The following is a 25,715-nucleotide window of genomic DNA, read 5'->3' on the forward strand; positions in this document are numbered from 1 at the left end:
GCCACCAAGGAGTGTGAAGTTATGAGATTATTGCTAACCTCTGCGGGCGTTAATAACAAAAGCATCCACAATGCCCTGGTAGACATGCTCGACAAGCCGATAGCCGGCTGCAACGCTTTGTGCATTCCCACCGCAATGTACGGACACCCCTGGGTCGGTCCCGGCATCAATGCCTGGGAGTTCATCAGCGGGAAATCCGGGAACCCTATGGTTGAACTGGGCTGGAAGTCTGTGGGCGTGCTGGAGCTGACTGCACTGCCAAGCATCAGTAGGAACCGCTGGGTGCCGCTGGTTCAGGAGACGGACGTCCTGCTGGTGGCGGGCGGCGATGCCCTCTACCTGAACCACTGGATGCGGCAGTCCGGACTGGCGGAGCTTTTGCCGGCGCTGCAGGCTGTTTATGTGGGCATGAGCGCAGGGAGTATGGTGATGGCACCTAACATCGGGGAATACTTCACCAGCTGGACTCCGCCTGCGGGCGGTGATGAAGCGCTGGGGCTGGTTGATTTTGCAATATTCCCCCACCTGGACCACGAACTGCTGCCCGACAATACCATGGCTGCCGCTGAGCAATGGGCTGCCGGAATGCGGGGACCGTCCTATGCGATCGATGATCAGACCGCCATCAAAGTGACCGACGGGGCAGTGGAGATTGTTTCTGAAGGGAATTGGAGACATTTTACATCCAAAATTTGATTTATGCGAAGCAGACAAACGCTGTATTCATCAGCTTTTCCAATATGAACAAATTGCTCATAACGTGTACGTTGAACCAGAAATCAAGGAGATTGAACAAGCGGAACTGCTTATACGTAGAATACCAACATGGTTATCGAACCCGGGGGTTTTGACGAAAACGTGATTGCCCATGAGTTTACACATGGGCAGGATACTGACAATATATAACGAATTCCTATTTTGGAAACTATATACTGGAGGGATATTATTGACTGAGGATTTTTATTGCGATGAGGTACTAAGTGGTCGTACTGATGTTCAGAAAGTCTTTGAAACTGATAACGTTCTTGCATATCATCACACTCGCCCTTTTTATCCCGTTCACATTGTTACAATTCCAAAGAAGCATATCTCATCTCTTCTTACACTGGAACAAAGCGACAATGAGCTCTTAATTGAGTTGATGGATGTTATTAAAAAGGTTGCATCGGATGTGCAGTCTGAGTATGGAGCTTGCAGGGTGTCGACTAATTTGGGGAAGTACCAAGACTCAAAACATCTTCATTTCCATATAACCTTCGGCGAACCTTTACGCTAATCGTATTTGTCTTGCTTTAGATGCGCATACGGAAAGTTTTGCTCCGTGGGACGTAGCCGCAGCAGGCTTGATTGCACGTGAGGCTTGAGCATTGAGTTGCCAAGTGCAAGTGGTGCCCGATGACATCCCTAATGAACTCTATGGTGAAGAGGTCGTATTCACGACACCTGGAATCTTCGATGATCTCTTGAGTTTATTACAGATGGACTCAGAGTAAAGGCTGATTACCTATATTGAAGTTCGAGTCAAGCTCACTTTCCGGAACTTATACATACTTTAACTGCAGTTTGTACAACCAAAAGAACCAAAAAAGGCCATTATCCAGATATAGTTGTATTCGGTACACTTAAAAATCCACTTTTTAGCCTATTTGGCCTTATCCTTCACTTTTAGTTGCACAGAATACAGCTATAGCTGAAATTGAACAAATTCTAGCCATAATAAGTGCACAAAGTGCAGCTAAGTTGCCGTTTGTCGCCAAACAAGACAGCCAGATCACGAACCAGCGGGAATTTCCCGCCAGGTTGTTCGTGATCTGGCTGTTTCAGCTGCGCCGCTTCACCTGGCGCTGCACCTGCACTGCACGCGCCGCTGTGCCCGGGGCTGCGCCCGCACTGCTCGCGCTGCCAGGCGAGGCGCCGGGCATAGGGCAAGCCCGGCTGGGCCGCCCGTACCCTTAGCCAGCCGGCATAATCACTGCCCGCCTGCCGCCGCGAACAGCAGCGGCCCGGCCGGCTCTGCCGTGAGCGTAGCCGCCCGGCCGCGGCGCACCAGCTCCGCCAGGTGCGCGAGCGCTTCGCTCATGGCGAAGCGCAGCTGATGTGCGCTGTTCACGCGGCCGCGGAACAGCGCTTCGCACACGGCGAACCCGCTCTGCGGTCCGCCGGCCAGCAGCTGAGCGGCGGTGTCCAGCCGCTCCTCATGGTGCCGGAGCAGGCTGTCCGCCCGCTCCGCCCACGCCGTGAACGGTTCCCGGTGCCCCGGGAACGCACGGCGCACAGGCAGGCTGCGCAGCACACGCAGCCCCTCCAAAAACGTCTGCAGCGGCTGCGGATCGCTGCCGGGCTGCAGGCCGACATTGGGCGAGATCTGCGGCAGGACAGCATCGCCGCAGAACATGAGCCCGCTGCCGGCCTCATACAAAGACACATGGCCCGGCGCATGCCCGCCGGTCAGCACGGGCGTCCACTCCCGGCCGCCCAGCAGGAGTGGCACCGCAGCGTCGATATAGCTGACCTCCGCCTGCGGAGTGACCTGGGTCAGGAAGCTCTCCAGATGCTCCCTGACCCCCTGGACCAGCTCCTCCGGCATGCCGTGCCGGAGGAACAGCAGCGGCAGCGACCCGTTCAGCGTCGCCTCCGCGCCCCAGGACATACGGGCCTCGGCGTGGGCCCGCTCCGACATCCAGACCTTACTGCCGCTGCGGGCCTGCATCCAGCCCGACAGCCCGTAATGGTCGGGATGGTGATGGGTCACTACGATCTGCCGGACATGATCCCAGGAGAGATCCAGCTCATCCAGCACGCCCTGCCAGGCAAGCTCTGCCTCCGCCGTGTGCGGGCCGGGGTCAATGACTGTGATGCCGCCCCCCGGCTCAGCCGCAATATAGCTGTTGACCCAGCGCAGCGGCGGGTCCATCGGCACGCTCACCTGCAGGATACCGTCCTCCCAGGCTTTTATTTCCGCCTTACGCATGATGCCGTCACCGCCTCTAGGAAGTCTTCTGCCTGAAACCATCTAAGGACGCACACCAACGAAGATCATCCGTTTGGAATGCTCCTCATCGTATTCCTCTTCATCATAGCTGCCGTGAACGGCTTCAAGCTGCAGGCCGGCGGCGGCAATCAGCTGCTTGAACGTCTCCAGCGGGTAGAGCTTCACCCGCTCATGGTATTTGCGCGGTGTATCATTCCCCTTGGAGGTGAGGATGATCTCTTTTTTGACATAACCGTCTTCAATCCGCCGGGATTCATCAATCAGATTATCCCCGTCCTTCCGGGTGGAATGTGGCACCAGATGTGCAATGACATAGGCCGGATTCAGGAAGTCGATTATAAATTTGCCGCCCGGCTTCAGCATCCGGTATATCTCGCGCAGCACCTTCACCTGCTCTTCGTCATCCTCAAAATACCCAAAGGAAGTAAACAGATTCACCACCGCATCAAATCCGCCGTCAAGCGGCAGCTCCCGCATATCGGAACGCAGCCAGCTCACCGCTTCCGCGCCATCCTGGGCACGGGCTTCACGCAGCAGGACTTCAGACAGGTCAACGCCAGTTACCGCAAAACCCGCTTCCGCGAGCGCCAGGGAATGACGGCCCATACCGCAGCACAGATCCAGCACCTTTGCCCGCTCCGGGAGCCCGAGCCAGCCGATCATCTTCTCCACCTCATGCCGGGCCCCGCAGAAATCCCTGTGCCGGTACACAATTAAATAGTCCTCGCCAAAGCTTTTTTCATACCATTCACTCATCCTGCTTCTCCTCCCCACGCCTCCTGCACACTCTCTATGTATAATATTGTAACGATTGTACCCCCTTTTCCCAGCAAACTCAAAAAAGAGTCGCCATTCCGCCATATTTCACGCGCTCTGGCAACTCTCCTGATTATGCCTGGAGCTGCCGCTCCAGATAGACCCTTGCTTCATATGGCCGCAGCTTCAGCTGCGTCAGATCATCTTCCTTGGAAGGAGGGTAGTTGGAGATCAGCAGCTCCTGTTTGCCGGCCGCGAACTCCGCAGGCAGCTCGAACACCGGCTCATGCTCATAGAAATTCAGGATGATCAGCAGGCGCTGGTCCTCAAGCGTCCGGGTAAAAGCATAAATTTCCTCATGCTCCGTAAGCAACAGGGCATATTCGCCGTAGACGATGACCGGATGCTTTTTACGGAGCTGGATCAGCTTCTTGTAGTAATGATAGATCGAATCCGGGTCTTTGACCGCAGCCGCCGCATTGATCTCCCGGAAATTGGAGTTGACCCTGATCCACGGAACGCCTGTCGTAAAACCGCCATCCTCGGAATCATCCCACTGCATCGGGGTGCGGGCATTGTCCCGGCTTTTTTTGTGGATGTTGGACATAATCTGGGCTTCCGGCATGCCCTGGTTACGCTTTTCCTCATAATAATTGAGCGTCTCCACATCCCGGTAATCGTCAATCAACTCGAACGCCACATTTGTCATTCCGATTTCTTCTCCCTGATAAATGTAGGGCGTGCCCTCCAGCATATGAATGAATGTGGCCAGCATTTTGGCTGACGGCACCCGGTAGAACAGGTCATTCCCGAAACGGGATACCGAGCGCGGCTGATCATGATTGCACAGATAGTTGGCGTTCCAGCCCCGGTTATGCAGAACCGTCTGCCAGTTGCTGATGATTTTTTTGAGGTCGGTGAGCTTCCAGGGTACGGTATCCCATTTGCCCCCGCCCGGAGCCGCACAGTCCAGATTCATATGCTCAAACTGAAAGGTCATATTCAGCTCACGCCGCCCGTCCCCGACATAATCCAGCGCCTGCTCCGGCCCGAGGCCCGACGTCTCCCCGACAGTCATAATATCGTAGAAGTACAAGACCTTGTCATGCAGATTCTGCAGCATCGTATGCACATCCGCGAGATTGGAGAACATCTCATAAGCCCGTACCGTCGCCGTTCCGCCCGGGTTAGCCGCATCCGGATAGCCTTCCGCTTTAATAATATGGGCAATCGCATCGAACCGGAAGCCGTCAACGCCTTTCTTGAGCCACCACTCCACCATCTCATGCAGCTTGTCGATCACCACCTGATTTTCCCAGTTCAGATCGGGCTGATATTTGGAGTAGAGATGCAGGTAGTACTCATCCGTCTGCGGATCAAGCTCCCACACCGAGCCGCTGAAATAGGATTCCCAATTGTTCGGGGGACCGCCGTTTTTGCCTTTGCGCCAGATGTAGTAATCGCGTTTCGGATTATCCTTCGAGCTCCGCGATTCGATGAACCAGGGATGCTGGTGGGACGTGTGGTTCAGCACCAGATCCATCATCAGCTTCATTCCCCGGGCATGCATCTCCCGCAGCATCAGGTCAAAATCAGCCATCGTCCCGAATTCCTTCATAATATCGCAGTAATCACTGATATCGTAGCCGTTGTCATGGTTCGGCGACTTGTAAATCGGGCACACCCAGATGACATCCACACCCAGGTCCTGCAGATAATCGAGCTTCGATATAATGCCGCGCAGATCACCGATCCCGTCACCGTTGCTGTCCTTGAAGCTGATCGGATAAATCTGGTAGGCCACGCTTTCTTTCCACCATTTTGGATTCACTTGGACTCTCCTCCGCTTCTCCGGTGTTTGCCTCAGTTAGTGATATTTCAATATATCTTAACCATACCGGGGGAAGACAATCACAAGACGGATGAAAATTATGGCTACGCCGACCTCTCAGATTTAATTTACCTGCAATTCATCAAAATTGTTACTTATCGCAAACCTGGTGAGAGAATTCAAATCAATTGTTGTCATAAATTCACGATCTATAGCCTTTAAAAGCGTTTCATTATCGTAATCATTATCACAATGATTCAGGTAAGGGTTGTACACCTTATCGATCAGACGATAGTATATTTTTTCACTCTTATTAAGATTTGCTGGCTTCTCATCAACAAAACTATAATTAAGATACTCGATTACATTAAGCATTTGTCCATATAAGCTTCGATTCATTAAGGATTGGGGATAAGTAATATTAACCTGCTTTGGACTTGCAGCAAATAAAGAAACAACTGATTTGGCTACAAAGTCAACTGGCACAATATTAATTTTGGAGTTTGCCGACATGTGTACCCTGATGTGCTCGTTACTTCCCTGTTGCTTTAAGCTCCAGAAGAACTTAGCCCAACCATAAATCACATCGAACTTTGAAGTATAATATAATGAGGAGTCCAAAAGTCGGCCACATACAACACTTGGCCTAAGAATTTGATATTCCTTCTCATTATGCCCGCAGTATTCTTGAACCATTGTTTCTATTAAATTTTTATACTTCTCATAAGGATTGCGAAATATTTTCTCTTTATATTTAGAGAAATCATCGCCGACCATCCCGCTAACAATTCCGCATGAAAATGCTGTACTAATATAAATAAATTTATAATTAAATACCTTCAGTGAACTTAGTAAGTTTTTTGTACCGTTCCAATTATTATAATTCACTTCTTCCTCTGCTTTCTTGTTATCAAAGAGATTAACTGACCCAGCACTGTGGATGACGTATAGCTTCTCATTTTCCGGAATCGCCTTCATCATTTTCATCCCTAAATTACTATCATTCAAACTCCCCTCAATAAGCTCAATTCGCTCCAAAATAGCTGCATAACTAAAGCTCTTAAAATACTCCGGAGCATAATCATGTTTTAGAATATGTTCAATTCTTTCCTTGAAAGAATGAGAAGCCTTACTCCTCAGAAGTACATATATTTTACCCGGGCACATATTTTTCGTGAATATATTTACAAGCTCATACAAAATATGTCTCCCCACAAATCCTGTCGCCCCTGTAATCAATACATTAGTGCAATAAGGAAGAACTAGCTCTGACATATCTATACCTCTTATCCTATTTCAGGATACTTTCTAGCAATTGAATATAAGTTGTCTTGTCCTCAGCCAAAAAGTCATGGCCTTTCCCCGGTAAAATGTGGAGCTGTAAATCATCAATCTCCTCCTGAAGCTTTATTGAGAACATTTTCGGATTGAATATATCCTCTTCTCCATGTATATAGTGCGTATTCACTGATTCCAATACGCTTTTCAGCTTTGACATGTTCATATCATTCCCGTCCCAGGCTTTCATGTAGGGGAGAAGCAAACTTTTTTCTACAGTTTGATGGAATTGCTCCTCTATAAATCCAAATAAGTGTTGGTTCTGTTCAACAAAAGCATTACTGTACATCAACGGAAATGATAATGTAATGACATCTTTTAGATCACCAAACTCAAACATTTTTAGTGACGCTTGTGAGATTAGTTGTCTTTTGAACTTCCCATAAGGATTAACAACAGGTGCTCCAAGAATCAATCGCTTTACTTTCCCGGGATTCTCTGAAATATAATCAATCGCCATAGTCGAAGAGCTCGAATAAGTAATTACCGTGAAATTATCCAGCTTCAAATACTCAAAGAAAAGAGATACATCCTTCACTAAATCACTGTATAAAAAATCTTCCTTGGATCGGGTAGATTCGCCCTGATTTCGCATATCAAAAGTCAAGATGTTGTATGGTTTGTTTTGCTTCAGTACACTAGCGATTTCATTCCAGTCCTTCATTGAATTAAAAGTTCCATTCATGAAGACTAAGGTCTCCCGGTTATCTTCTGTCCACTCATAGTTATAACTAATTTGAATTCCATTGGATAAAACAACTTTAGACATAATAAAACCTCCAAATCTAGATTTATTAGTTGGGATTGTATCCAAAACTCAACAACAACTGTTCAGCGGTGGTATTTTGTCTTTCCTGTCCATTTACATCCAGGATAATGTTGCCAGAAGAAAGCATAATAGTACGTGTCCCGAATTCTAATGCATCCTTGAGATTATGCGTGATCATAATCGTGCTAATCTGCTCCTTATTCACTATCTCCGCAGTCATCTCCATCACTTTCCTGGCTGTTGAAGGATCGAGCGCAGCTGTATGTTCATCCAGTAGAAGCAGCTTGGGTTTAACGAGGGTTGCCATCAAAAGAGTGATGGCTTGCCTTTGTCCACCAGAAAGCAGTCCTACCTTTTGTCTCAAACGATTCTCCAAATCCAAATTGAGTAAAGACAATCGTTCACGGAAGTATAGGACATCTCGATTAGTGATGGCTTTTGTGAGTCCTCTTACCTGACCTCTGGAGTAAGCTAAAGCCAGATTCTCTTCAATGGTCAGCTCATAAGCCGTGCCCTTCAATGGATCCTGAAACACTCTCCCCAAATATTTAGCCCGTTTAAATTCCTTATGATATGTGATATCTGCTGAATCCAACACAATTCTGCCTTCATCGGGTGTTTCAAATCCGGAAATACAATTAAATAAAGTAGACTTCCCTGAGCCGTTCCCGCCAATAACAGTTACAAATTCTCCTTTTCTTAAACAAAAACTGATATTATCCAGAGCTACCTTTTCATTCGAACTTTTGCTGAAGAACACTTTTCGTAAATTTTCTATTTTAAGCATCGTGCTCCTCCCGACTATTCTTCGAGGCCATCCTAATAATTGTTGTTTCTTTTCACTTTGCCTCTTGTTTTATTTAAAACGGGAAGAGATAAGGCCAACGCTACAATTAAGCTTGACATTAATTTCAAATCAGTAGGTGGCATCCCAAGTTGAAGCGCCAACGCAATGATGAATCTATAGGTAATAGATCCCACAATAACTGCAGCCATTCTCGCCCAAAGCGAACGATAAACAAGGATAACTTCTCCAATAATTACAGAGGCTAAGCCTGTGACGATCACACCTACTCCCATTCCAATGTCGACAAAAGACTGGTACTGAGCCAGAATGGCTCCTGATAAAGCTACAAAACCATTTGACAAGGCGAGACCTGTCCATTTTGTAAGATTCGTATTCACACCAACGGCTCTGGCCATTTGTTCATTGTTTCCAGTCGCTCTTATTGCGAGTCCAAATTTCGTTGTTAAGAACACTCCCAATAATCTTAATAGGACAGCAGCAATCAGAACTAAAATAACCAGTTTAGAAGTATGTGCGGCATGTGTGCCGTTAAAATAATTGAAAATACTTGTTACATTCAACAATGGAATATTCGGTTTGCCGGACAATATCTTGATATTTAGGGAATAAAGAGCTGACATAACGAGAATCCCGGATAGTAGCAACTCAATTTTCAACTTCACATGAAGAAATGCTGTGAAGCTCCCTGCGATACATCCGAAAATAAAGGCCATGGGCAGGGCATAAAAAGCGTGTCCATAAGTAGTAAGTACCGCTGACACTGCCGCTCCAGTCACGAAACTTCCATCAACTGTCAAATCAGGCACATTTAAAATCCGAAATGATATAAATAATCCCAGCGACAATACTCCATAAATCAACCCTAGCTCCAATGTCCCAAGTACTAAATTGACCGTCATGTCAATTTCCAAAAACTTCAGATGCTTCTTTTAAAACTTCTTCAGGAATTTGAATTCCAAGTGTTGTTGCGGTCTGACTGTTCAGATATACATTTAAACTTTTCATGACTTTAATAGGCAGATCTCCTGGCTGTTTTCCATTTAAAATTTCAGCAGCCATATCGGCAGTTTCCTGTCCCAAAATCTCATAATTAACCCCATAGGCAGCCAGTCCTCCATCTTTCACCATAGAATCTGCACCCACATATAAAGGTATCTTTGCATCAATACACATATTGGATACTACTGGCATCGAAGAAGCGATGGTATTGTCAATTGGAGCGAAAATAGCATCCACTTTTCCCGCTAAAGACTGTACAGCTTGCGGTACATCCGCAGTAGATGTTACCGTAGCTTCTATCAGCGTAATTTTTTCACTGCTTGTCTTTAAATAGTCTTTCAACTCATTTGTGACCAGCAAAGCGGCGGTTTCACCCGAATTGTAGATTAGACCCAATCTCTTAATATCTGGTGTGATTTTAAATGCCAGCTTTAAATTTTGCTCAGCTGATATGATATCCGATGTACCGGTGATATTCCCGCCCGGATGTTCCAGATTATTCACCAGACCTGCGGATACGGGATCCGTAACGGCCGCAAACAATATCGGAATCTCTTTAGTCTCCCCAGCAATGGCCTGGGCAGATGGTGTTGCAATGGCAACAATCAGATCATATTTTTCATTTGCAAACTTCTGGGCAATTGTCTTTAAATTACTTTGATCGCCTTGGGCATTCTGATAATCAATAGCCAGATTACTACCTTCTGTATAACCATTTTCCGATAGCTGTTTGATAAATGATTCCCTGATATTATTTAACGACGGATGTTCAACAATCTGTAGTATCCCTACTTTCTTCAGATCTTTATGATTTTCTCCCAACGTATCGGAAGAATTACCCGAACAGCCTCCTATACCGAGTAAGCCGACAACAAGCATGAGCTTCCAACAAATCAATCTTGTTTTTCTCGTAACAATCACTCCCTGGTGATTCTAGATTTAAATTTCTGCAATCGGTTGAATTAATTTTTTGAGATCATACGGATTGATTTTCAATGTGCTGAGGGGATTTCCGAGTCCCCCATATACAAAGGGATGCTGTAGCAATAATCGATCAAATACATAAGGAATACTCAGGCCAATTAATGGAAGCTCCCCAGGTTTATAACCTGTTTGATCCATGACTTGTTTTTTATTTGCCAATGTCACCGAGCTGCAGTGGAGTATCTCCTTCAAGCTGTCCAGATCAGCCCGGCCTCTTGACCCTGAAATGAGCAAAGAATAGAACCCTTTGTCCGTATTGAGGATAAGATTAGGCACAGCATAAGCAACATCAAAGTATAAGCTGGCATCACTTAAAGTATAGATAGGTTTGTCGTGATTTAAAATTTCAAAGTCTGCTTTTTTCTCTGTAAGTAGTTTGGTTAACGCATTCATATCCACACGAGTATTCTCCCTCTCTTGGATTTAAACAGAGCCTTTTATCTTACCGAAAGCCTGCACTGGCTAAAATTTTTGATTTCCTTAATGCCGCCTGTTCTTCCGCCTTCCGCAGACCATCAAGTAGCACTTGATTCAGATAGTCCGGCTGCTTCAATAAAATGTAAAATTCATCTCGTATAGGCGAAATTTCTTTTTCCAGGTTTTCAAACAAAATGTTTTTAGCTTCTGGCAGTCTCATCTCCTTTAAACGAATTTTCTCCTTTACAGCCTCTAATTCATTACTAGAAAGGCTATGAGATAACAAATCAACGATAGTAGCAAAGGAGTCCGTCTCGCTTACTCCTTGAAGTCCCATTATTTTGCGGTACAGATCTTCTTCAGATTCAATGATGGATATTGTATTATTAAAAGATTTTGACATTTTCCGACCATCCAGCCCTCGTACCATTTCATTCAAATCCGAGAAAATAGATTCTGGTTCAATAAGAATATCTCCGTAAACTGCATTGTATTTTTGTGATAATTTATTTATTAACATCAATCCGTTGACATGATCTCTTCCGGCAAATACCAAATCAGCTCCCATCATCAAGGTGTCAGCAGCCATTAAAGTGGGGTAGAGACAACTTACCAGATCCATATTTCCATTATTGCTTATTTCCATTACCTCATTCAGTTCATCCGCTGTTAGTAATGACATAAGTATCAAAGCAATCCAAGCCATTTCTTGGATTTGTGATTGCCTCCATATAACGGATCGTTCCACATCCAGTCCGCAAGCCAGATAACAGGCTGTAATTGTTCTGACGTTATCATTCATAATCAATGGGTCTCTAACGTGGGGAATCGCATGCAGATCAGCAATTAATTGAAACACGTGATACTCCGTCTGCAAATTCATAAGGGGTTTAATTGAGCCGTAATAATTTCCAATGTGAGGGATCCCGGTCGATCTGATTCCTGTTAATATAATTTTTTTCATAACTGCTCCTCTCCCAAGCTATTAAGAATCCTGTGCCATCAGCTGCTATACGTCCATACTGAATTGGGAAAAGGTGTTTGCCAGTTGTAAGTGCTCTGTATACTGTTCAATTCTTTGGTTCTCAAAACAAAAAGTTCTTCAATAATACGCGGGTCAGGAAGGTTTTCAGTTCTATGGTGGGTTGTAAATAGGGAGTAGCCGGGGATGTCGTTCTTATTAACAATACTGGATCCGAAATTGTCGTACCACTGGGTGCCTGGAAGTAATGTTGCAGATAATGTTAAGGCTGTATCTAGATAACCTTCCCGGATCATTTGCTTATGACTCTCAATGTCCTGAGTTATAGTCTGTCTTGTTTGGTGAGGAGCGCCAACAATTTCACTCGTAAATACGTAGATATTTCCTTCTTCGCGTAATCTCTTTAAGTTATTGAAATGATTGTCATATCTGTTGACCATTGTTTCTGTCGCACTCGAACCCCTATTCCAAAATCTAGGATTAAAAGGGATGTACATTCCCGTCAATCGTCCAGTACCGGTCGTATTGTATTCGATGAACAAATTGGTAACATCATCCGTCAAAAGTTCAAAGTCAATACCTCCGCTGTCTTGCCAGTAAAAATCATATTTTTTCATAACAGCCAATTTTCGAGATAATGCTTTTATTCCTCCAAATATAAATGCATCATCCTGAACTATCAGTTCCTTGATGCCTGCTTCCTTGAATAGTCTAAGCTGTTCATCAATTAAATCCCAATCCAAAAAACTGACTTTATTATCTTTTTGCCCCCCGGCAGCGCAAAATTCACACTTTCGGAAACAGCCTTTTGAGAACATAAAATCTATTGATTTCCGCCCAAAAGAAGGATAAGAATACTCCTGGTCAGCGGGATATTTTGTCTCTTTGATAATATCCATATCCAACAGAGGAAAGTTACTCATTGGCTTAAAACCCTGGTAAATGATCTTATCTTTAACTCTGCCTTCCACGATATCCTCAAAAATCTCTATCCCATCTCCTATGACTATATAATCCACCCACGGGTTATCCTTGAGAAACTGATGAGGCAAAGCTGAGACATGGTGCCCGCCATAGATTATCTTTATATTAGGGAATTGATTATGGATAGCTTCACCTGTCTTAATTGCTGCCTTGAGATTCGCAGTGGATATTAAGGATATGCCCACATAATCAGGTGAAATCCGTCCGACCTCACTTAAAGTCTCCTCTATACTATTACCCGTTCTAGCTATAGTCCTATGAATTTTCCCATTTTGAAAGGCACTGTATTTATTAACAAACTCTTCAGGGGTATGTGCTTCGAAATATTTATTCTTTTCCTTCCTATACTCCAGAATGGATATATCCAGCGGAGACTCTTGAAATTGTTCCCCCTCTAACTCGGTTTGAAATAGACTGGTGCGCTTAATTCCATTATTCCGGATTACTTCATCCAAATACCACACAGAATGACCTTTTTGTTTTAATTTTGATGCAATGTACCATATTCCTAAATAACTACTCGTTCGTATCATTTCCCAAGTAGCATCGGTCTCCAGATAGGGCTTCAAAAAAACAACTTTAGCCACCTAATACTCCTCCTTCTTTTCTGTATATTTCAAGTGAAAAGAATCACATTAAAAACTTGGGTTTATATAGTTCCGTTGTAAGTTATTGGTTTAATGGTATCACGTCAACGCGCCAAAGTAAATACTTTTATTATAATTATTAGCATTTTTTACCTTTAATTACTTTAATCATCCCCTTCTATCCAACAGCTTAAAGCTGTGCAGAAATTGCCGCCTTAATTTTCTGATCCAGCTCCTCACAGTATCATCTTGATGAATATAAAAAGCAGCAGTGACTGCTCCAGCAGAAAATTAAGCGGTGTATGCCCGTTCAGCTCCTGTTGAAATACATTCTTCTCCGATACATCCACACCAGTCAGCTCCAACACCTGCCCGGCAAAAACAGCAGAGATTTCTTCCGTGCTAAGCACTTTAGCCTCATTCTCCCCCTATCCCCGCCCTTGCTACAGCCGGCAACCAGCATACAAAAGCCAAGGAACATCATCCGCAGAATCCTCCTTGGCATCAGCAGCTTCATGCTTGTATTAATGCTTATATCCATTCCCATTCTTCTCCTATTTGTTTTCCGTATAAGTAATTGACGGCTGCATGGTAAGCTGCCTGGTCGTGATCATGATTGCACTTTATACAATGGATCATGCCGATTTTTCTGTAAAAGCAGCATCTGCTGCATTTTGTGCAATAGAAAATTACCCGGCAGCCCAAACTGCGGACTTTTCTCCAAATCTGCTGTACGAAATACAATAGATTGCTTTTCCCACGCAAAAAAAGGCTTTTCTATTGCACATTATGCAATAGAAAGCCCTCTGTTCTCCATATAGCTGTATTTGGTACACTTAAAAGCCGCCAAACTCTGCATCTGCGCCACATAGCTGTATTCCATACAACTATATTTGCAAAATAAGACCAAAACTGAGATTTTCCGGCCGATTAATTGCACAAAATGCAGCTAAAGGGATGACTTGGCGGTGAATGGCCGATTTTAGTTGTACAAACTGCAGTTAAGCTCACACCACGCCAATTTGTTAACAGCCTGCATTAGTCCGCATCAGCTCGCATTAACCCACATCAGCTCGCATTAGCACGCATCAGCACGCATCAGCACGCACCAGTCCGCACCAGCCCACATCAGCTCGCATTAGCACGCACCAGTCCGCACCAGCCCACATCAGCTCGCATTAACCCACATCAGCTCGCATTAACCCGCATCAGCACCCATAAGTCAACTTTAGCCGGTGCCTGCCCAGGATCAGAGCTGAAGAACCGGACCTCTCCCAGGCCGGTAAGACTCTACTACACCCCGCCAGCATGTTAACCTCCCGCCTTCTGCCTTCTGCCTTCTGCCTTCTGCCTTCTGCCTTCTGCCTTCTGCCTTCTGCCTTCTGCCTTCTGCCTTCTGCCTCCTGCCTTCTGCCTCCCGCCTTCTGCTCCTGCCCTCTGCCCCCTACAGCAGCCCCACCATCTTCAGCCCTTCGTAAATACCGTCCTCGCTGACATGCTTCGTAACATAGGACGCGGCCGCCTTCACTTCTTCCTCCGCGTTGCCCATGGCAATGCCGTGCCCCACGTAGCCGAGCATTTCCACATCATTGAGCCCGTCGCCGAACGCGTACACATCTTCTTTGTCCACGCCGAGGATTTCGATCATCCGGGCAATGCCATTGGCCTTGGAGCCGTTGCCCGGCAGGACATCCATTCCCAGCGGGTGCCAGCGGACGAATTTAAGATCCGGATAGGCTTCCTCGTACGCCGCCTGGTTCTCCTGCGGGCAGAAGATAATTGCCTGATAAATCTCGTTCTGCAAAAAATACTCGGCATCATGCGTCGGAAAAGCCAGCTTCAGCGAGCCTATGCTGGTCAGAATGTTCTCATGCTCGGCTGTATTAACCTTCATATCTGTGGCGTCAATGTAAGCAACCGGATGGTCATTTTTTTCAGCGAACAGGGTTAGCTCCTTCAGCACTTCGGTTTCCAGCCGGTTGGTGTAGATTACCTTGCCCTCATGGACCACATATTGGCCGTTAAGCGAGACAAAGGAATCGATCCCCAGCTCTTCGCGCAGCTCCTTGAACATATAAGCGCCTCTGCCTGTCGCAATTGCGACATTATGGCCCCGCCGCTGCAGCTCGGCAATGGCCTCCCTGGTGGAAGCCGGTACGTTCTTATCCTCATCATAAATCGTTCCGTCAATATCAAAAAATATGGTCTTCTTAGTCATGGCTCTCCAGTCTCCTTGTGTGGCTCTTTGTATTTATCCTGCCCAAATTGTAGAGGTTTACCGTAACGGGTGCAAGCTTTCCTTTGCCGGCGGTCGGTTCCGCAAGTAAAATGCGCCTGGCCTCCGGCAGCCTGAATTATGTCCCACCCCCATTATCCTTGATGCAAAATAAAACAGCGGCAGCCCCATAATAGAGACTGCCGCTGCCGATTGGACGTAACTTACGGCTATTCCGTTCATCTTCCTTACCAGATACAGGTTAGTGGAACAGCCGGATCACAGACCTGCTCACACCGCATTCTGTGCCCGCTGCTGCTCCTCCATCAGCCACTGGAGCAGCATGACCTCCGGCACATTGCTCTTGCGGGCCTCGGCGTATTCCCGGACCCGCTCCAGCAGCCGGCCTGCCGTCTCCGGGCTGACCTCAAGACCGCGCTGCTCCAGCACATGGGCCACCCCGCCGCTGCCGGAATGCTTGCCCAGCACGAAGCGGTGGGACCGGCCGACCTCGGCCGGATCAAACGTCTGATACGTCGCCTTCTCCTTCATCAGCCCGTCCACATGAATGCCGGACTCATGCGTGAACGCAAGCTGTCCTACAATCGGCTTGGCATCACCGACATTGCGCCCGGAGGCCGCAATGACCATATCCGCCAGCCCTTTGAGCAGGTCCAGCCGCACGCCGCATTCGCCGCCGTACAAATGCCGCCAGGCCATGGCGACTTCCTCCATGGCCGCATTGCCGGTCCGCTCACCTATACCGGCTACTGTGGTGCTGGCCCAGACCGCCCCGGCGGCTATGCCGCTCAGCGTGTTGGCTACGGCCAGCCCGAAGTCATTGTGGCAGTGCACCTCCAGCTCCACATCAACCGGAACCGCGCCAAGCAGCGTCTGAATCCGTTCTGCCATTTGTCCCGGATGATGGGCAGACACCGTGTCCGCATAACGGAACCGGCGTATGCCTTCCTTGTATAGCGTGTTGACCAATTGGGCCAGAAACTTCATATCCGCCCGGGACGAGTCCTCCATGCCGACCGATACCGTCATGCCCTGCCTGAGCCCGTACTCCGCTGCACGCAGCAGCTTGTTCATCCCTTCAAGCGGTGTCAGCCCCAGCTTGCCCTGCAGCTGGATGTCCGAGACCGGAATGGATACATGAGCCCAGTTCACTCCGGTGCTCCGCGCCTTGTCGATGTCGCCAAGGGTTGACCGGTTCCAGGTCATCAGCTTCATCGGCAAGCCCAGCTCCGCAATAGCCGCGATGTCCTCCTGTTCCCGTCTGCCCATGGCAGGGATACCTACCTCTGCCTGTTCTACTCCGCATTCCGACAGCAACTTTGCGATTTCCAGCTTTTCCGCCCGCGTGAATGATACTCCAGCCGCCTGTTCACCATCCCTGAGTGTCGTGTCACATAGCTTGAGACTTTTCACGGTTTACCTCCTTCTCCGCAGCAAGCGCAATTCGGATTACGGGTAATAGTGACGCTATAACAGGCGAAGTCGAGTGAGCTGAAGCGATGCATTACGCCCGCATAAGTTGTCCCTACCCCTGTAATCCATTTTACGGCTTCCAGTGCTGCCAGACAACCGGCAATTCCAGAGGTCGCACCCAGAACTGGAAATCCGAACGGTTCCCATTGCGGCTGCACATCCGGGTACAGGCATTCCAGGCAGGGAGTCTGACCCGGAAAGATCGTGGTAAGTGAAATCTCAAAGCCGTACATTGCCGCCTCTACCATCGGGGTAGCGGTATCGACGCACAGCCTGTTCAAGGCATACCGCTCAGGAAAATCATAACGCGCATCAATAACGATGTCCGCCTTCTCCACCCACGGCTTCGCCCGTTCATATTCAATTCTGGCATTGTAGCCCTCGATCTCCACATGCGGATTAAGACGTTTCAGCTGCGCTGCTGCCGTACCGATCCGCTCCATCCCTAAAGATCCGCTGTCCATCAGAATCTGCCGGTTGAGATCCGGCGGCAGAATAATACCTTCGTGCGCCAGAATAAGCTTGCCGACACCCGCCGCCGCCAGATACAGCGCAGCCGTTCCTCCTAACCCGCCGATTCCGGCCACCATGACCGTTGCTTCCTTCAATGCCCGCTGTCCGTCCTCCCCCAGCAGCTTCAGCTGCCGGGCATACCGTTCTAGCTCTGCTCCTCCGGCAAGCTGCTCCATGCCTGTCGCCTCCTGTGACTGATGATTATATCTGCCTTAACCCTCCAGGCTCAGCAAGCCGTGCAGCGCGGTCACTTCCTTGTATCTGTCCAGAAAAGCCAGCCCTTCCTCAATACACTCAGCGCCGTACCGGAGCATCTTCTCCTCTGATGTGAACGGAAACGGAAAGCCTGCGCGCAGGCTCTTCAGCACCAGAATGACCCGGCCGCTGTAGAGCAGTCCCCGGCCGAAGCCCTCACCGTTAATCTCGGCCGTGCTCTGGATCATCGTCCCGCTTCTTTCTTCGATCACTCCGGCCATAGCCTGAAACAGCAGCGGCACCTGCTGGCGTACCTTGGGCGAGACAGCGCAGTTGAATTCCGACTGGCTCTGGTCAGCAGCAGAGGCAAGGAACTGCTGTGCAATCTTCTCCCGCGGCTGCAGAGCCGCATAACGGCCGAAGAAATCTTCCGCGTCAAGCAGACTGCACAGCCTCCGGACCAGAGCCTCCGCCGTCTCCTGGTCCACGGCCTTACGGACCGGCCGGCTGCGGCGCTTCAGGAGCGCATTCTCCTGAAGCGCTCCTTCCAACACTGCCGGGCTTTTATTAGCCATGGGTTCCATCAGATTCCTCTCCTTCCGTTATGCCTTCCTCTTCCGCCCGCAGCACCTTGGCCAGCCACATCGGCGGCTTACCCTGCAGCATCTCGGCCAGCCGCTTGACCTGCTCCTCGATCGGGCTGCCAAAAGGAACCTTCACCGGCATAATCTTGCGCCGTGTCACCCGGGCAGCCGCCGAAGCGCCGATCTGCATAATGAAGATCAGCGTGCAGTCACCTACCGCCTCCAGGCGGCTCTCGATTTTGCCGGCTTCATCCTGGTTCAGGACTACCGGCAGTCTGCGCAGCTCAACAAGCTCACTTCCCTGCTTGGTGACATTGTATATTGCGAACATCGGACTCTGCCCGAAGTGGGCATTAACGCGGATTCCATCATCTGTGGCGAATGCTACTTTCACGGTGGCCAGCCTCCCTCTGCATTAACAAATTCCCTGCCTTGTTGCTCCATTCCATTGCTCCCCTGTAGCCGACCGATACGGACATATAGGCCCCAAGCTCGTTCCAGACCGGGAAGCCGGCGGGCATAAATGCCGCCTCTATGCGGGCTGCACCGCTGATTCCGTGCGAATTGCTGATCCACAGGTCGGCTCCTTTGCCGAGCACCTCGGCATCATCCAGGTCGCCGACCCATACCTCACGCTCCATGCCGTCTACAAGCGGTGTTTCAAAAGAAGCAACTAGCGCCTTCTGCTCTACACCCAGCTCCTCCAGCCAGCCGGACACGGAATACAGATGATCCGGCTCAAGCGCCGCAACAGCGGACATGCCGGCGAACTGGAAATGCGCGTCAAGCATGCTGTCGAGCAGATTCTCCCGCTGCCAGCAGTAGCGCAGCGGAACCGGCTCGCCGCTGATCTGGTGCAGGAAATGCAGCAGATCATCCGAGGCCTTCAGGCCCATTGCACCGCTGAATACCTTATAGGGTGTGCCAAGCGCGTTATGCAGTCTTCTGGCCGGCCGCTCCATGCTGGCGCCGACTGCAATCGTTAAGCCGGACTGCAGGCTCTGCAGCATGGAGTCCAGCGGCACACCACCCCGGGTCAGCGGGGAGAAGCCGGTCAGCAGATGGCCGGATAGGGAAGTCGAAATATCAGGAACGGCAATCACCTCGAACCCGAAGGCAGAGATCATTTCCTTCAGCTCCATCACATCTGCAGGCGTCAGGAACGATCCCGGAAGCAGCGTAATCTGGCGGGTGTTCACGGTTCTTGAACCCCGGTGTCCCACCTGCTGGATCATTTCGTCCATCATCGCCTCCACCGTGGCGCTGAAGCCGGACTCAAGCGAGCCCCGAAAATCGGGCAGAACCACAGAGAAGGCGAGCCCCCCGCGAAGGTTCCGTTCCCGCTTGTAGCTCTTGAGCATCGTAGCATAATCAACACCCGCCACATCGGTCAGCTCCGTTCCGATGATGCCGATAATGTCGGGACGATGCTTACTCAGTACAATATTCAGCGCCTCCTCCAGATTCCGGTTGGCGTCGAAGATTACATCCATCTCCTGCAGCGCCGAGGTCTGCACGGCAATCGGCTCGCGGAAATGCCGGGTCAGCAGCGCCTTCGGAAAAGCCGAGCAGCCTTGCGAGCCGTGTATCAGCGGCATTGCGCGATAGCAGCCCTGCAGGGCAAGCACGGCCCCCAGCGACTGGCCGATCTTGACCGGATTGACCGAAGCCGGCTTCTTCCGTCTGTTAACGGTCATAAGGCACCTCCCTGTCCCAGGGGGCGGGGCTGGCCGCGAGCTTCCAGATCGGATTGGCCAGTGAATAGGTCAGCTCCTTGGCCAGCCGCAGCAGGCCTTCATAGCCGGCATAGGCCTTATGTCTTTCCTGGTTAATATCGATGAACGGAATCTGTTCCTTCATCGCCACATACATGTTGCGCCCGCCGGCGATCATAATGTCGGCCTTGCGTTCCCGCACCGTCTTGAGAATCCTGCTGGCCCCGCCTTCCGGTATATATTCGGTATCATCTCCGACCCGGTCGGCAATCCGCCGCACATCATCCTCCGTGCTTTTGTTCGTGCCTACACCGACCACCTGTACCCCCAGCTCCTTGAGCGCCGATATAACGGACCAGCTTTTGACACCGCCGGTATACAGCACCGCTTTTTTCCCCTTCAGAATTTTGCGGTAAGGACGCAGATCCTGGGCCAGACGGTTCTCCTCCCGTTCGGTCAGACGGTCCACCCGCCGCTCCATTTCCCGGTCATTCATCAGATATGCCATCTGGCGCAGAGAATAGGTAGTCTCCTTAGCCCCGTAGAAGGAGCCTTCAAAATAAGGGATACCGTACCGGGCCTCCATCTCCCTTGCCAGCCCCAGCAGCGCGCGGCTGCAGACGACCATGTTAACCTTGGCGCGGTGCGCCCAGGTTATCTCCTCGTATCTGGCATCGCCTGTGATACGCGAGGTAACAGCAATGCCCGCACTGTTCATCAGCCTCTCAATGTCCCACATTTCACCCGCGATATTGTATTCGCCGATCAGGTTGACACCAAGCGGAGTTTCCGGCTGCGGCTCTCCTGTGCCGATAACATACTGCAGCAGGGCATCGCCTGCCAGCCGGTTGCCCAGGTTTTTACTGCCCACAAACCCCGGGCTGTTAACGGGAACAACCGGTATGCCCAGCCGGTCCGCAGCCTCCTTGCACACGGCATCCATATCTTCGCCGATCAGTGCCGTCACACAGGTTGAATATACAAAGATTGCCGGAGGCGCAAAACGCCCGGCAATATAGTCGATGCTCTCCTTCAGCTTCTTTTCCCCGCCAAAAATAATGTCGGAGTCATTCAGATCGGTGGCGAAGCCGTATTGCGACAGCGATGGGCCGCTCGACAGCGTACCTCTGCTCTCCCAGCTGTTCCCGGCACAGGCAATCGGGCCATGAATAAGATGCGCGGCGTCCATTATAGGCAGCAGTGTGATCTGGGCTCCGTCGAAGGAGCAGCCTCCGGCTGCTTCACCGGGCTTCGGCCGCGGACACGGCTTGGATTTGGGGGCCTGGCTCCCGCAATCCCCGGAATCAAAATCGACTTTTCGTACTGGGTCCATCGGCTTTCATCTCCTTCGCTAAAGGTGGATGCTAACTCTGGCAATACTGACCTGCAGCAGTAACGGCTTATACATATCACTAGCAAGAATCCCGGCCTGCCCTGTTCCCGGATTTCGCGTGTGTTAACCATAGGCGAAAAACGGGATATAGGGAACGCCGGGCTGGATGAATCATTACCATTTATTCAAATTGATGTATGTTAAGCATAAAATATCTTTACAGAAAGTTTCAGTAATTTCCATCACTCATCCATACTGTCAAAGTGTAAAAATGCAGGTATGCCGCTTACCGCACCAGGTCATAGTTGAATCCGGAATTATTGCGGTCCAGTTCATCGAGCACGGTGTTGACAATCAGACTGAGCAGATTAAGCGCACCCTGATAGCCAAGGATCGGATAACGGTGCATGTGATGACGGTCAAAGATCGGGAACCCTACGCGGATCAGCGGAACATTCGCATCCTTGGCCGCAAATTTCAGATGCGAGCTGCCGATGGCCAGATCAACCGGATCATTCAGCAGCAGCGACCGCATATGCCACAGGTCATTTCCGATATACAGCGAGGCTTCGGAGCCGTAAGGACTTGAGGCGAGCAGTGCCTCCGCCTCCTCCTTGAACTTCACTTCATTGAAGTCCACATCTCCGTTCGAGCAGACGATGTGCACCGGCTCCATGCCAACCTCCAGGCAGAAACCGATTAAGCCGATCAGCAGATCCGGATCGCCTACCAGCGCTACCCGCTTGCCGTGAATATAGGGATGGCTGTCCGTGAGAGCATCCACCACGCGGCCGCGTTCTTCCAGCAGCGAGGCCGGAAGCGGAAGCCCTGTCAGCTCGCTGATCGCCTCCAGCAGCTTGTCGGTTCCGGTGATACCAAGCGGCGTAGACAGCGCAGTAATCTGTTGCTTCCAGGTATCGGCAATGTAGTCCTGGGTCTTCTTCAGCGTATATTTCTGGAGGGACAGGGTGCCGAGCGCATTCGCCGCCAGCGGCACATCCGCCAGTCTGGTTCCGCCGTAGTAGTACTCGTACTCCCCGGTAGCCGGCGAATCATAGTTGCCGCTGTGGTCACCAAGCAATGTATATTTCGTATCAAATGCCTCAAGAATTTTCCGGATTTCCGCGAAATTCCCCGTGTAAGGCTCGAAGCCGAGCATGACGTTCAGCTTCTCCCCTGTTTCTTCACCGCTGCCAGGGGCTGCTTCAAAGCCGGAGCGTTCATAGAGGTAGCTAAGAATCCCCTTCATCATGGCATCATAGCCGGTAATATGTGACCCGACAAAGCTAGGCGTGTTGCAGAAGGCAACCGGGAAATCCTCGGATATCACCCCTTTATTGCGGGCATTGCCGATGAAGGAGGACAGGTCATCACCGATAACCTCGGCCATGCAGGTCGTACAGATTGCCACCATCTCCGGCTTATAGAGGGCAATACTGTTTTCCAGGCCGTCAATCAGGTTGCTCATACCGCCGAATACTGCTGCATCCTCAGTCATCGAGGAGGATACGGCCGGTGTAGGCTCCTTGAAATGGCGGCTTAAATGGCTGCGGAAATAGGAGTTGCAACCTTGTGAGCCATGGACAAAAGGCAGCGTCTTCTCAAAACCGAGTGCGGCCATAATAGAACCGAGCGGCTGGCAGGCCTTGTGCGGGTTAATGACCACCGCTTTACGGTTAAAGTTCTTCTCCATATATTCAGCAGATTGGGAGTAAGCGAGCGCTTCTGCCGTTTCCTGCTCGCTGCAGGGTGCTTCAAACTGCCGCTTGTTCAGCCGCTGCTCCACGAACCGGTGCTCCGAGAACAGGGAGTTGTAATCCGGAATGTCCAGTCTGTCCTTGCTCATATGCTCGCTTCCTCCTTTTGGGCTTTTGTCTTTTTCTGCATCAGGCTCCACACCGGGCTGTTGACCGTCATATCCATATCCTTGGCAAAGATCTTAAAGCCGTCAAAGCCGTGATAAGGGCCGCTGTAATCCCATGAATGCATCTGGCGGAACGGAACACCCATTTTGTGATACACATATTTCTCTTTGACACCTGAGCCCACCAGATCAACATTCATTTTCTGGGCCAGCTCTTCCAGCTCATAGGCCGTAGGATCATCCATAATAATCGTGCCTTCCTTCATCATCGGGAAGGTCTTCTCGTAATCGTCCTTATGGGCGAATTCGTAACCGGAGGCCACAATATCCATTCCGAGATCCTCGTATGCGCCGATGGTGTGGCGGGAACGCAGACCGCCGATCATCAGCATCACTTTTTTATTTTCCAGACGCGGCTTGTATTTACTGATAATGGCATCCATGGCCGGCTTGTGCTTTGCAATCATCTTCTCGCAGTTCTCCTGGATCGTTTCGTCGAACAATGCGGCGATGGCGCGGAGGCTTTCATAGGTTTTGGTCGGTCCGAAGAAGTTGTATTCCATCCAGGGAATACCGTAAGCCTTCTCCATATGCTCGACCATATAGTTCATGGAGCGGTGGCAGTGGATCAGGTTCAGCTTCGCTTTGTGGGCAATCTCCAGCTCATTCAGCGTACCGTCGCCGGACCATTGGGCGATGACGCGCAGCCCCATTTCTTCCAGCAGAATACGCGAAGCCCAGGCATCACCGCCGATATTGTAATCACCGATGATGTTGACATCATAAGGTCCTGTTTCGGCCAGGTCCGCCTTGCCGAGCACGAAATCACGGATCGCATCATTGGCGATATGATGGCCGAGCGATTGGCTGACGCCGCGGAAGCCCTCACACCGGACAGGTACGACCGGCATCTCCAGCTCCTTGGACATCTTCTTGGACACCGCTTCAATATCATCACCGATCAGGCCGACCGGGCACTCGGACTGTACCGAAATCCCTTTGGCCAGCGGGAACATCTCGGTAATCTCCCGCATGATCACTTCCAGCTTCTTGTCACCGCCGAAGACGATATCCGTCTCCTGAAAATCACTTGTAATCTGCATCGCGGTAAAATTATCGATCCCCAGCGTCCCGTTCGCATAATTGCGCCGGGTTCCCCAGCTGTACTGCCCGCAGCCGATGGGGCCATGGCTGATATGGACCATATCCTTGATCGGGCCCCACACCACGCCCTTCGAGCCCGCATAGGAGCAGCCGCGCGGCGTCATGACACCGGGACGGGACTTGATATTCGATTTCAGGGCACAGGTGCCGCAGGTTTGAGCTTCGGCTGTATTGATCTGATAATGCTTTTCCCGGTCTTTTTTCGCTTTTTTCGGGTAAGCCTCCAGCACTTCTTCCACGAGTTTTTTATTCGCTTCAATATCCAGTCCCATTATTGACCCTCCTTTTCATGGCGGGGCGCCTTGGCGCCCGCTGTTACTTATTGTCCGGAAGCCTGCAGCTTCTGAATGGCCGCTTCTTCATCTTCGATGATCCCGAATTCCATCAGCAGCTCCTCCAGCTCTTCCATAGAGATCGGGGTAGGGATGGTCAGCATTTTGTTGTTGAGGATTTTCTCGGCCAGAATCTCATATTCCTTGGCCTGCTTGTGCTCCGGATTGTACTGGGCAACAGTCATCCGGCGCAGCTCGGCGTGCTGAACGACATTGTCACGCGGCACAAAGTGAATCATCTGCGTATTCAGGCGGCGGGCCAGCTCTGTAATCAGCTCATCCTCACGGTCGGTGTTCCGGCTGTTGCAGATCAGGCCGCCCAGTCTGACACCGCCGCTGGTAGCATATTTCAGAATCCCGCGGGCGATGTTATTGGCTGCGTACATCGCCATCATTTCGCCGGAACAGACGATGTAGATTTCCTGCGCCTTGTTCTCACGGATCGGCATTGCGAAGCCCCCGCACACAACGTCCCCGAGTACGTCATAGGATACAAAGTCCAGATCGGTATAAGCGCCTTCCTGCTCCAGGAAGTTGATAGCAGTGATGATCCCGCGTCCTGCACAGCCTACACCCGGTTCAGGACCGCCGCATTCCACGTTGATGATGTCGCCGAAGCCGGTCTGCAGTACATCATCCAGTTCCAGATCCTCCACGGAGCCGAGCTCAGCGGCCAGATGAAGCACGGTCTGCTGCGCTTTGGTGTTCAGAATCAGGCGGGTGGAGTCTGCCTTAGGGTCACAGCCGACAATCATAATGCGCTGTCCGAACTTTGTAGCTAACTGAGCCAGGGTGTTTTGTGAAGTTGTCGATTTACCGATACCGCCTTTACCGTAGAAAGCTATTTGTCTCATTTTTC

24 protein-coding genes are annotated in these 25,715 nt (G+C 50.1%); 2 read left to right on the forward strand and 22 right to left on the reverse strand.

The genetic code is table 11. The features are described 5' to 3' along the window. Positions 1–21: 21 nt before the first annotated feature. Entirely contained in the window at positions 22–696 is a 675-nt protein-coding gene (locus tag M2108_RS24305; protein ID WP_277471980.1) for a Type 1 glutamine amidotransferase-like domain-containing protein, read from the forward strand. 250 nt (positions 697–946) lie between these two features. Then, positions 947–1,276 (forward strand): HIT domain-containing protein, encoded by a 330-nt coding sequence (locus M2108_RS24310; RefSeq protein ID WP_277471981.1) that lies wholly within the window; start codon positions 947–949, stop codon positions 1,274–1,276. A 693-nt stretch (positions 1,277–1,969) separates the two neighbouring features. Here M2108_RS24310 and M2108_RS24315 read toward each other — a convergent pair. From M2108_RS24315 to nifH, 22 genes are all read right to left on the reverse strand, one after another. Next, positions 1,970–2,971 (reverse strand): MBL fold metallo-hydrolase, encoded by a 1,002-nt coding sequence (locus tag M2108_RS24315; protein WP_277471982.1) that lies wholly within the window; start codon positions 2,969–2,971, stop codon positions 1,970–1,972. Between the two features lie 42 nt (positions 2,972–3,013). Beyond that, complete coding sequence (locus M2108_RS24320; protein WP_277471983.1) at positions 3,014–3,748, reverse strand: class I SAM-dependent methyltransferase; 735 nt, start codon at positions 3,746–3,748, stop codon at positions 3,014–3,016. A gap of 133 nt (positions 3,749–3,881) precedes the next feature. After that, positions 3,882–5,579, reverse strand: a complete 1,698-nt coding sequence (locus M2108_RS24325; protein WP_277471984.1) for a glycoside hydrolase family 13 protein — start codon at positions 5,577–5,579, stop codon at positions 3,882–3,884. A 123-nt stretch (positions 5,580–5,702) separates the two neighbouring features. Next, complete coding sequence (locus M2108_RS24330) at positions 5,703–6,854, reverse strand: SDR family oxidoreductase (RefSeq protein ID WP_277471985.1); 1,152 nt, start codon at positions 6,852–6,854, stop codon at positions 5,703–5,705. Positions 6,855–6,870: 16 nt separating this feature from the next. Beyond that, positions 6,871–7,686 (reverse strand): alpha/beta fold hydrolase, encoded by an 816-nt coding sequence (locus M2108_RS24335; RefSeq protein WP_277471986.1) that lies wholly within the window; start codon positions 7,684–7,686, stop codon positions 6,871–6,873. Between the two features lie 25 nt (positions 7,687–7,711). Beyond that, on the reverse strand, positions 7,712–8,473 hold the full coding sequence (locus M2108_RS24340) for an ABC transporter ATP-binding protein (RefSeq protein ID WP_277471987.1): 762 nt from the start codon (positions 8,471–8,473) through the stop codon (positions 7,712–7,714). 32 nt (positions 8,474–8,505) lie between these two features. Further along, complete coding sequence (locus M2108_RS24345) at positions 8,506–9,405, reverse strand: ABC transporter permease (protein ID WP_277506378.1); 900 nt, start codon at positions 9,403–9,405, stop codon at positions 8,506–8,508. Beyond that, on the reverse strand, positions 9,395–10,414 hold the full coding sequence (locus M2108_RS24350; protein ID WP_277506376.1) for an ABC transporter substrate-binding protein: 1,020 nt from the start codon (positions 10,412–10,414) through the stop codon (positions 9,395–9,397). The genes M2108_RS24345 and M2108_RS24350 overlap by 11 nt, the downstream gene beginning before the upstream one ends. 18 nt (positions 10,415–10,432) lie before the next feature. After that, entirely contained in the window at positions 10,433–10,870 is a 438-nt protein-coding gene (locus tag M2108_RS24355; RefSeq protein ID WP_277472064.1) for an aminoacyl-tRNA deacylase, read from the reverse strand. 49 nt (positions 10,871–10,919) lie between these two features. Then, positions 10,920–11,858, reverse strand: a complete 939-nt coding sequence (locus M2108_RS24360) for a tryptophan--tRNA ligase (RefSeq protein ID WP_277471991.1) — start codon at positions 11,856–11,858, stop codon at positions 10,920–10,922. Positions 11,859–11,896: 38 nt separating this feature from the next. Next, positions 11,897–13,447: a B12-binding domain-containing radical SAM protein gene (locus M2108_RS24365; RefSeq protein ID WP_277471992.1), complete on the reverse strand. Its 1,551-nt coding sequence runs from the start codon at positions 13,445–13,447 to the stop codon at positions 11,897–11,899. 236 nt (positions 13,448–13,683) lie between these two features. Continuing rightward, positions 13,684–13,857 carry a hypothetical protein gene (locus tag M2108_RS24370; protein ID WP_277471993.1) on the reverse strand — a complete coding sequence of 58 codons (174 nt, stop codon included), beginning with the start codon at positions 13,855–13,857 and terminating at the stop codon, positions 13,684–13,686. A 1,034-nt stretch (positions 13,858–14,891) separates the two neighbouring features. Next, positions 14,892–15,665, reverse strand: coding sequence for a Cof-type HAD-IIB family hydrolase (locus M2108_RS24375; protein WP_090714888.1), 774 nt, complete (start codon positions 15,663–15,665; stop codon positions 14,892–14,894). A gap of 288 nt (positions 15,666–15,953) precedes the next feature. Further along, entirely contained in the window at positions 15,954–17,096 is a 1,143-nt protein-coding gene (locus tag M2108_RS24380) for a homocitrate synthase/isopropylmalate synthase family protein (RefSeq protein ID WP_277471995.1), read from the reverse strand. After that, complete coding sequence (locus M2108_RS24385) at positions 17,093–17,845, reverse strand: HesA/MoeB/ThiF family protein (protein WP_277471996.1); 753 nt, start codon at positions 17,843–17,845, stop codon at positions 17,093–17,095. Before M2108_RS24385 ends, M2108_RS24380 begins: the two co-directional genes overlap by 4 nt. A 36-nt stretch (positions 17,846–17,881) precedes the next feature. Next, positions 17,882–18,448 carry a DUF269 domain-containing protein gene (locus M2108_RS24390; protein ID WP_277506374.1) on the reverse strand — a complete coding sequence of 189 codons (567 nt, stop codon included), beginning with the start codon at positions 18,446–18,448 and terminating at the stop codon, positions 17,882–17,884. Further along, positions 18,432–18,842: a nitrogen fixation protein NifX gene (gene nifX / locus M2108_RS24395; protein ID WP_277471998.1), complete on the reverse strand. Its 411-nt coding sequence runs from the start codon at positions 18,840–18,842 to the stop codon at positions 18,432–18,434. Before nifX ends, M2108_RS24390 begins: the two co-directional genes overlap by 17 nt. Then, positions 18,817–20,145, reverse strand: a complete 1,329-nt coding sequence (gene nifN / locus M2108_RS24400; RefSeq protein WP_277471999.1) for a nitrogenase iron-molybdenum cofactor biosynthesis protein NifN — start codon at positions 20,143–20,145, stop codon at positions 18,817–18,819. The genes nifX and nifN overlap by 26 nt, the downstream gene beginning before the upstream one ends. Continuing rightward, entirely contained in the window at positions 20,135–21,496 is a 1,362-nt protein-coding gene (gene nifE, locus M2108_RS24405) for a nitrogenase iron-molybdenum cofactor biosynthesis protein NifE (protein ID WP_277472000.1), read from the reverse strand. Before nifE ends, nifN begins: the two co-directional genes overlap by 11 nt. A 286-nt stretch (positions 21,497–21,782) precedes the next feature. Next, the gene (gene nifK / locus M2108_RS24410; RefSeq protein ID WP_277472001.1) at positions 21,783–23,342 is read right to left on the reverse strand and encodes a nitrogenase molybdenum-iron protein subunit beta; all 1,560 of its coding nucleotides are present in this window, start codon (positions 23,340–23,342) and stop codon (positions 21,783–21,785) included. Further along, positions 23,339–24,796: a nitrogenase molybdenum-iron protein alpha chain gene (nifD, locus tag M2108_RS24415; protein ID WP_277472002.1), complete on the reverse strand. Its 1,458-nt coding sequence runs from the start codon at positions 24,794–24,796 to the stop codon at positions 23,339–23,341. Before nifD ends, nifK begins: the two co-directional genes overlap by 4 nt. A gap of 47 nt (positions 24,797–24,843) precedes the next feature. Then, positions 24,844–25,710 carry a nitrogenase iron protein gene (gene nifH, locus M2108_RS24420; RefSeq protein ID WP_068728337.1) on the reverse strand — a complete coding sequence of 289 codons (867 nt, stop codon included), beginning with the start codon at positions 25,708–25,710 and terminating at the stop codon, positions 24,844–24,846. Positions 25,711–25,715 lie beyond the last annotated feature (5 nt).

It is taken from the genome of Paenibacillus sp. PastM-3, from assembly GCF_029893965.1.
GTDB lineage: Bacteria > Bacillota > Bacilli > Paenibacillales > Paenibacillaceae > Paenibacillus_AQ.

Excerpts from the sequence above, each read along its gene's own strand:
- M2108_RS24305 (WP_277471980.1), top strand. The coding sequence starts at position 22 with ATGAGATTATTGCTAACCTCTGCGGGCGTTAATAACAAAAGCATCCAC.
- M2108_RS24315 (WP_277471982.1), bottom strand. The coding sequence starts at position 2,971 with ATGCGTAAGGCGGAAATAAAAGCCTGGGAGGACGGTATCCTGCAGGTG.
- M2108_RS24320 (WP_277471983.1), bottom strand. The coding sequence starts at position 3,748 with ATGAGTGAATGGTATGAAAAAAGCTTTGGCGAGGACTATTTAATTGTG.
- M2108_RS24330 (WP_277471985.1), bottom strand. The coding sequence starts at position 6,854 with ATGTCAGAGCTAGTTCTTCCTTATTGCACTAATGTATTGATTACAGGG.
- M2108_RS24335 (WP_277471986.1), bottom strand. The coding sequence starts at position 7,686 with ATGTCTAAAGTTGTTTTATCCAATGGAATTCAAATTAGTTATAACTAT.
- M2108_RS24340 (WP_277471987.1), bottom strand. The coding sequence starts at position 8,473 with ATGCTTAAAATAGAAAATTTACGAAAAGTGTTCTTCAGCAAAAGTTCG.
- M2108_RS24355 (WP_277472064.1), bottom strand. The coding sequence starts at position 10,870 with ATGAATGCGTTAACCAAACTACTTACAGAGAAAAAAGCAGACTTTGAA.
- M2108_RS24360 (WP_277471991.1), bottom strand. The coding sequence starts at position 11,858 with ATGAAAAAAATTATATTAACAGGAATCAGATCGACCGGGATCCCTCAC.
- M2108_RS24375 (WP_090714888.1), bottom strand. The coding sequence starts at position 15,665 with ATGACTAAGAAGACCATATTTTTTGATATTGACGGAACGATTTATGAT.
- M2108_RS24385 (WP_277471996.1), bottom strand. The coding sequence starts at position 17,845 with ATGGAGCAGCTTGCCGGAGGAGCAGAGCTAGAACGGTATGCCCGGCAG.
- M2108_RS24390 (WP_277506374.1), bottom strand. The coding sequence starts at position 18,448 with ATGGAACCCATGGCTAATAAAAGCCCGGCAGTGTTGGAAGGAGCGCTT.
- nifN (WP_277471999.1), bottom strand. The coding sequence starts at position 20,145 with ATGACCGTTAACAGACGGAAGAAGCCGGCTTCGGTCAATCCGGTCAAG.
- nifE (WP_277472000.1), bottom strand. The coding sequence starts at position 21,496 with ATGGACCCAGTACGAAAAGTCGATTTTGATTCCGGGGATTGCGGGAGC.
- nifK (WP_277472001.1), bottom strand. The coding sequence starts at position 23,342 with ATGAGCAAGGACAGACTGGACATTCCGGATTACAACTCCCTGTTCTCG.
- nifD (WP_277472002.1), bottom strand. The coding sequence starts at position 24,796 with ATGGGACTGGATATTGAAGCGAATAAAAAACTCGTGGAAGAAGTGCTG.
- nifH (WP_068728337.1), bottom strand. The coding sequence starts at position 25,710 with ATGAGACAAATAGCTTTCTACGGTAAAGGCGGTATCGGTAAATCGACA.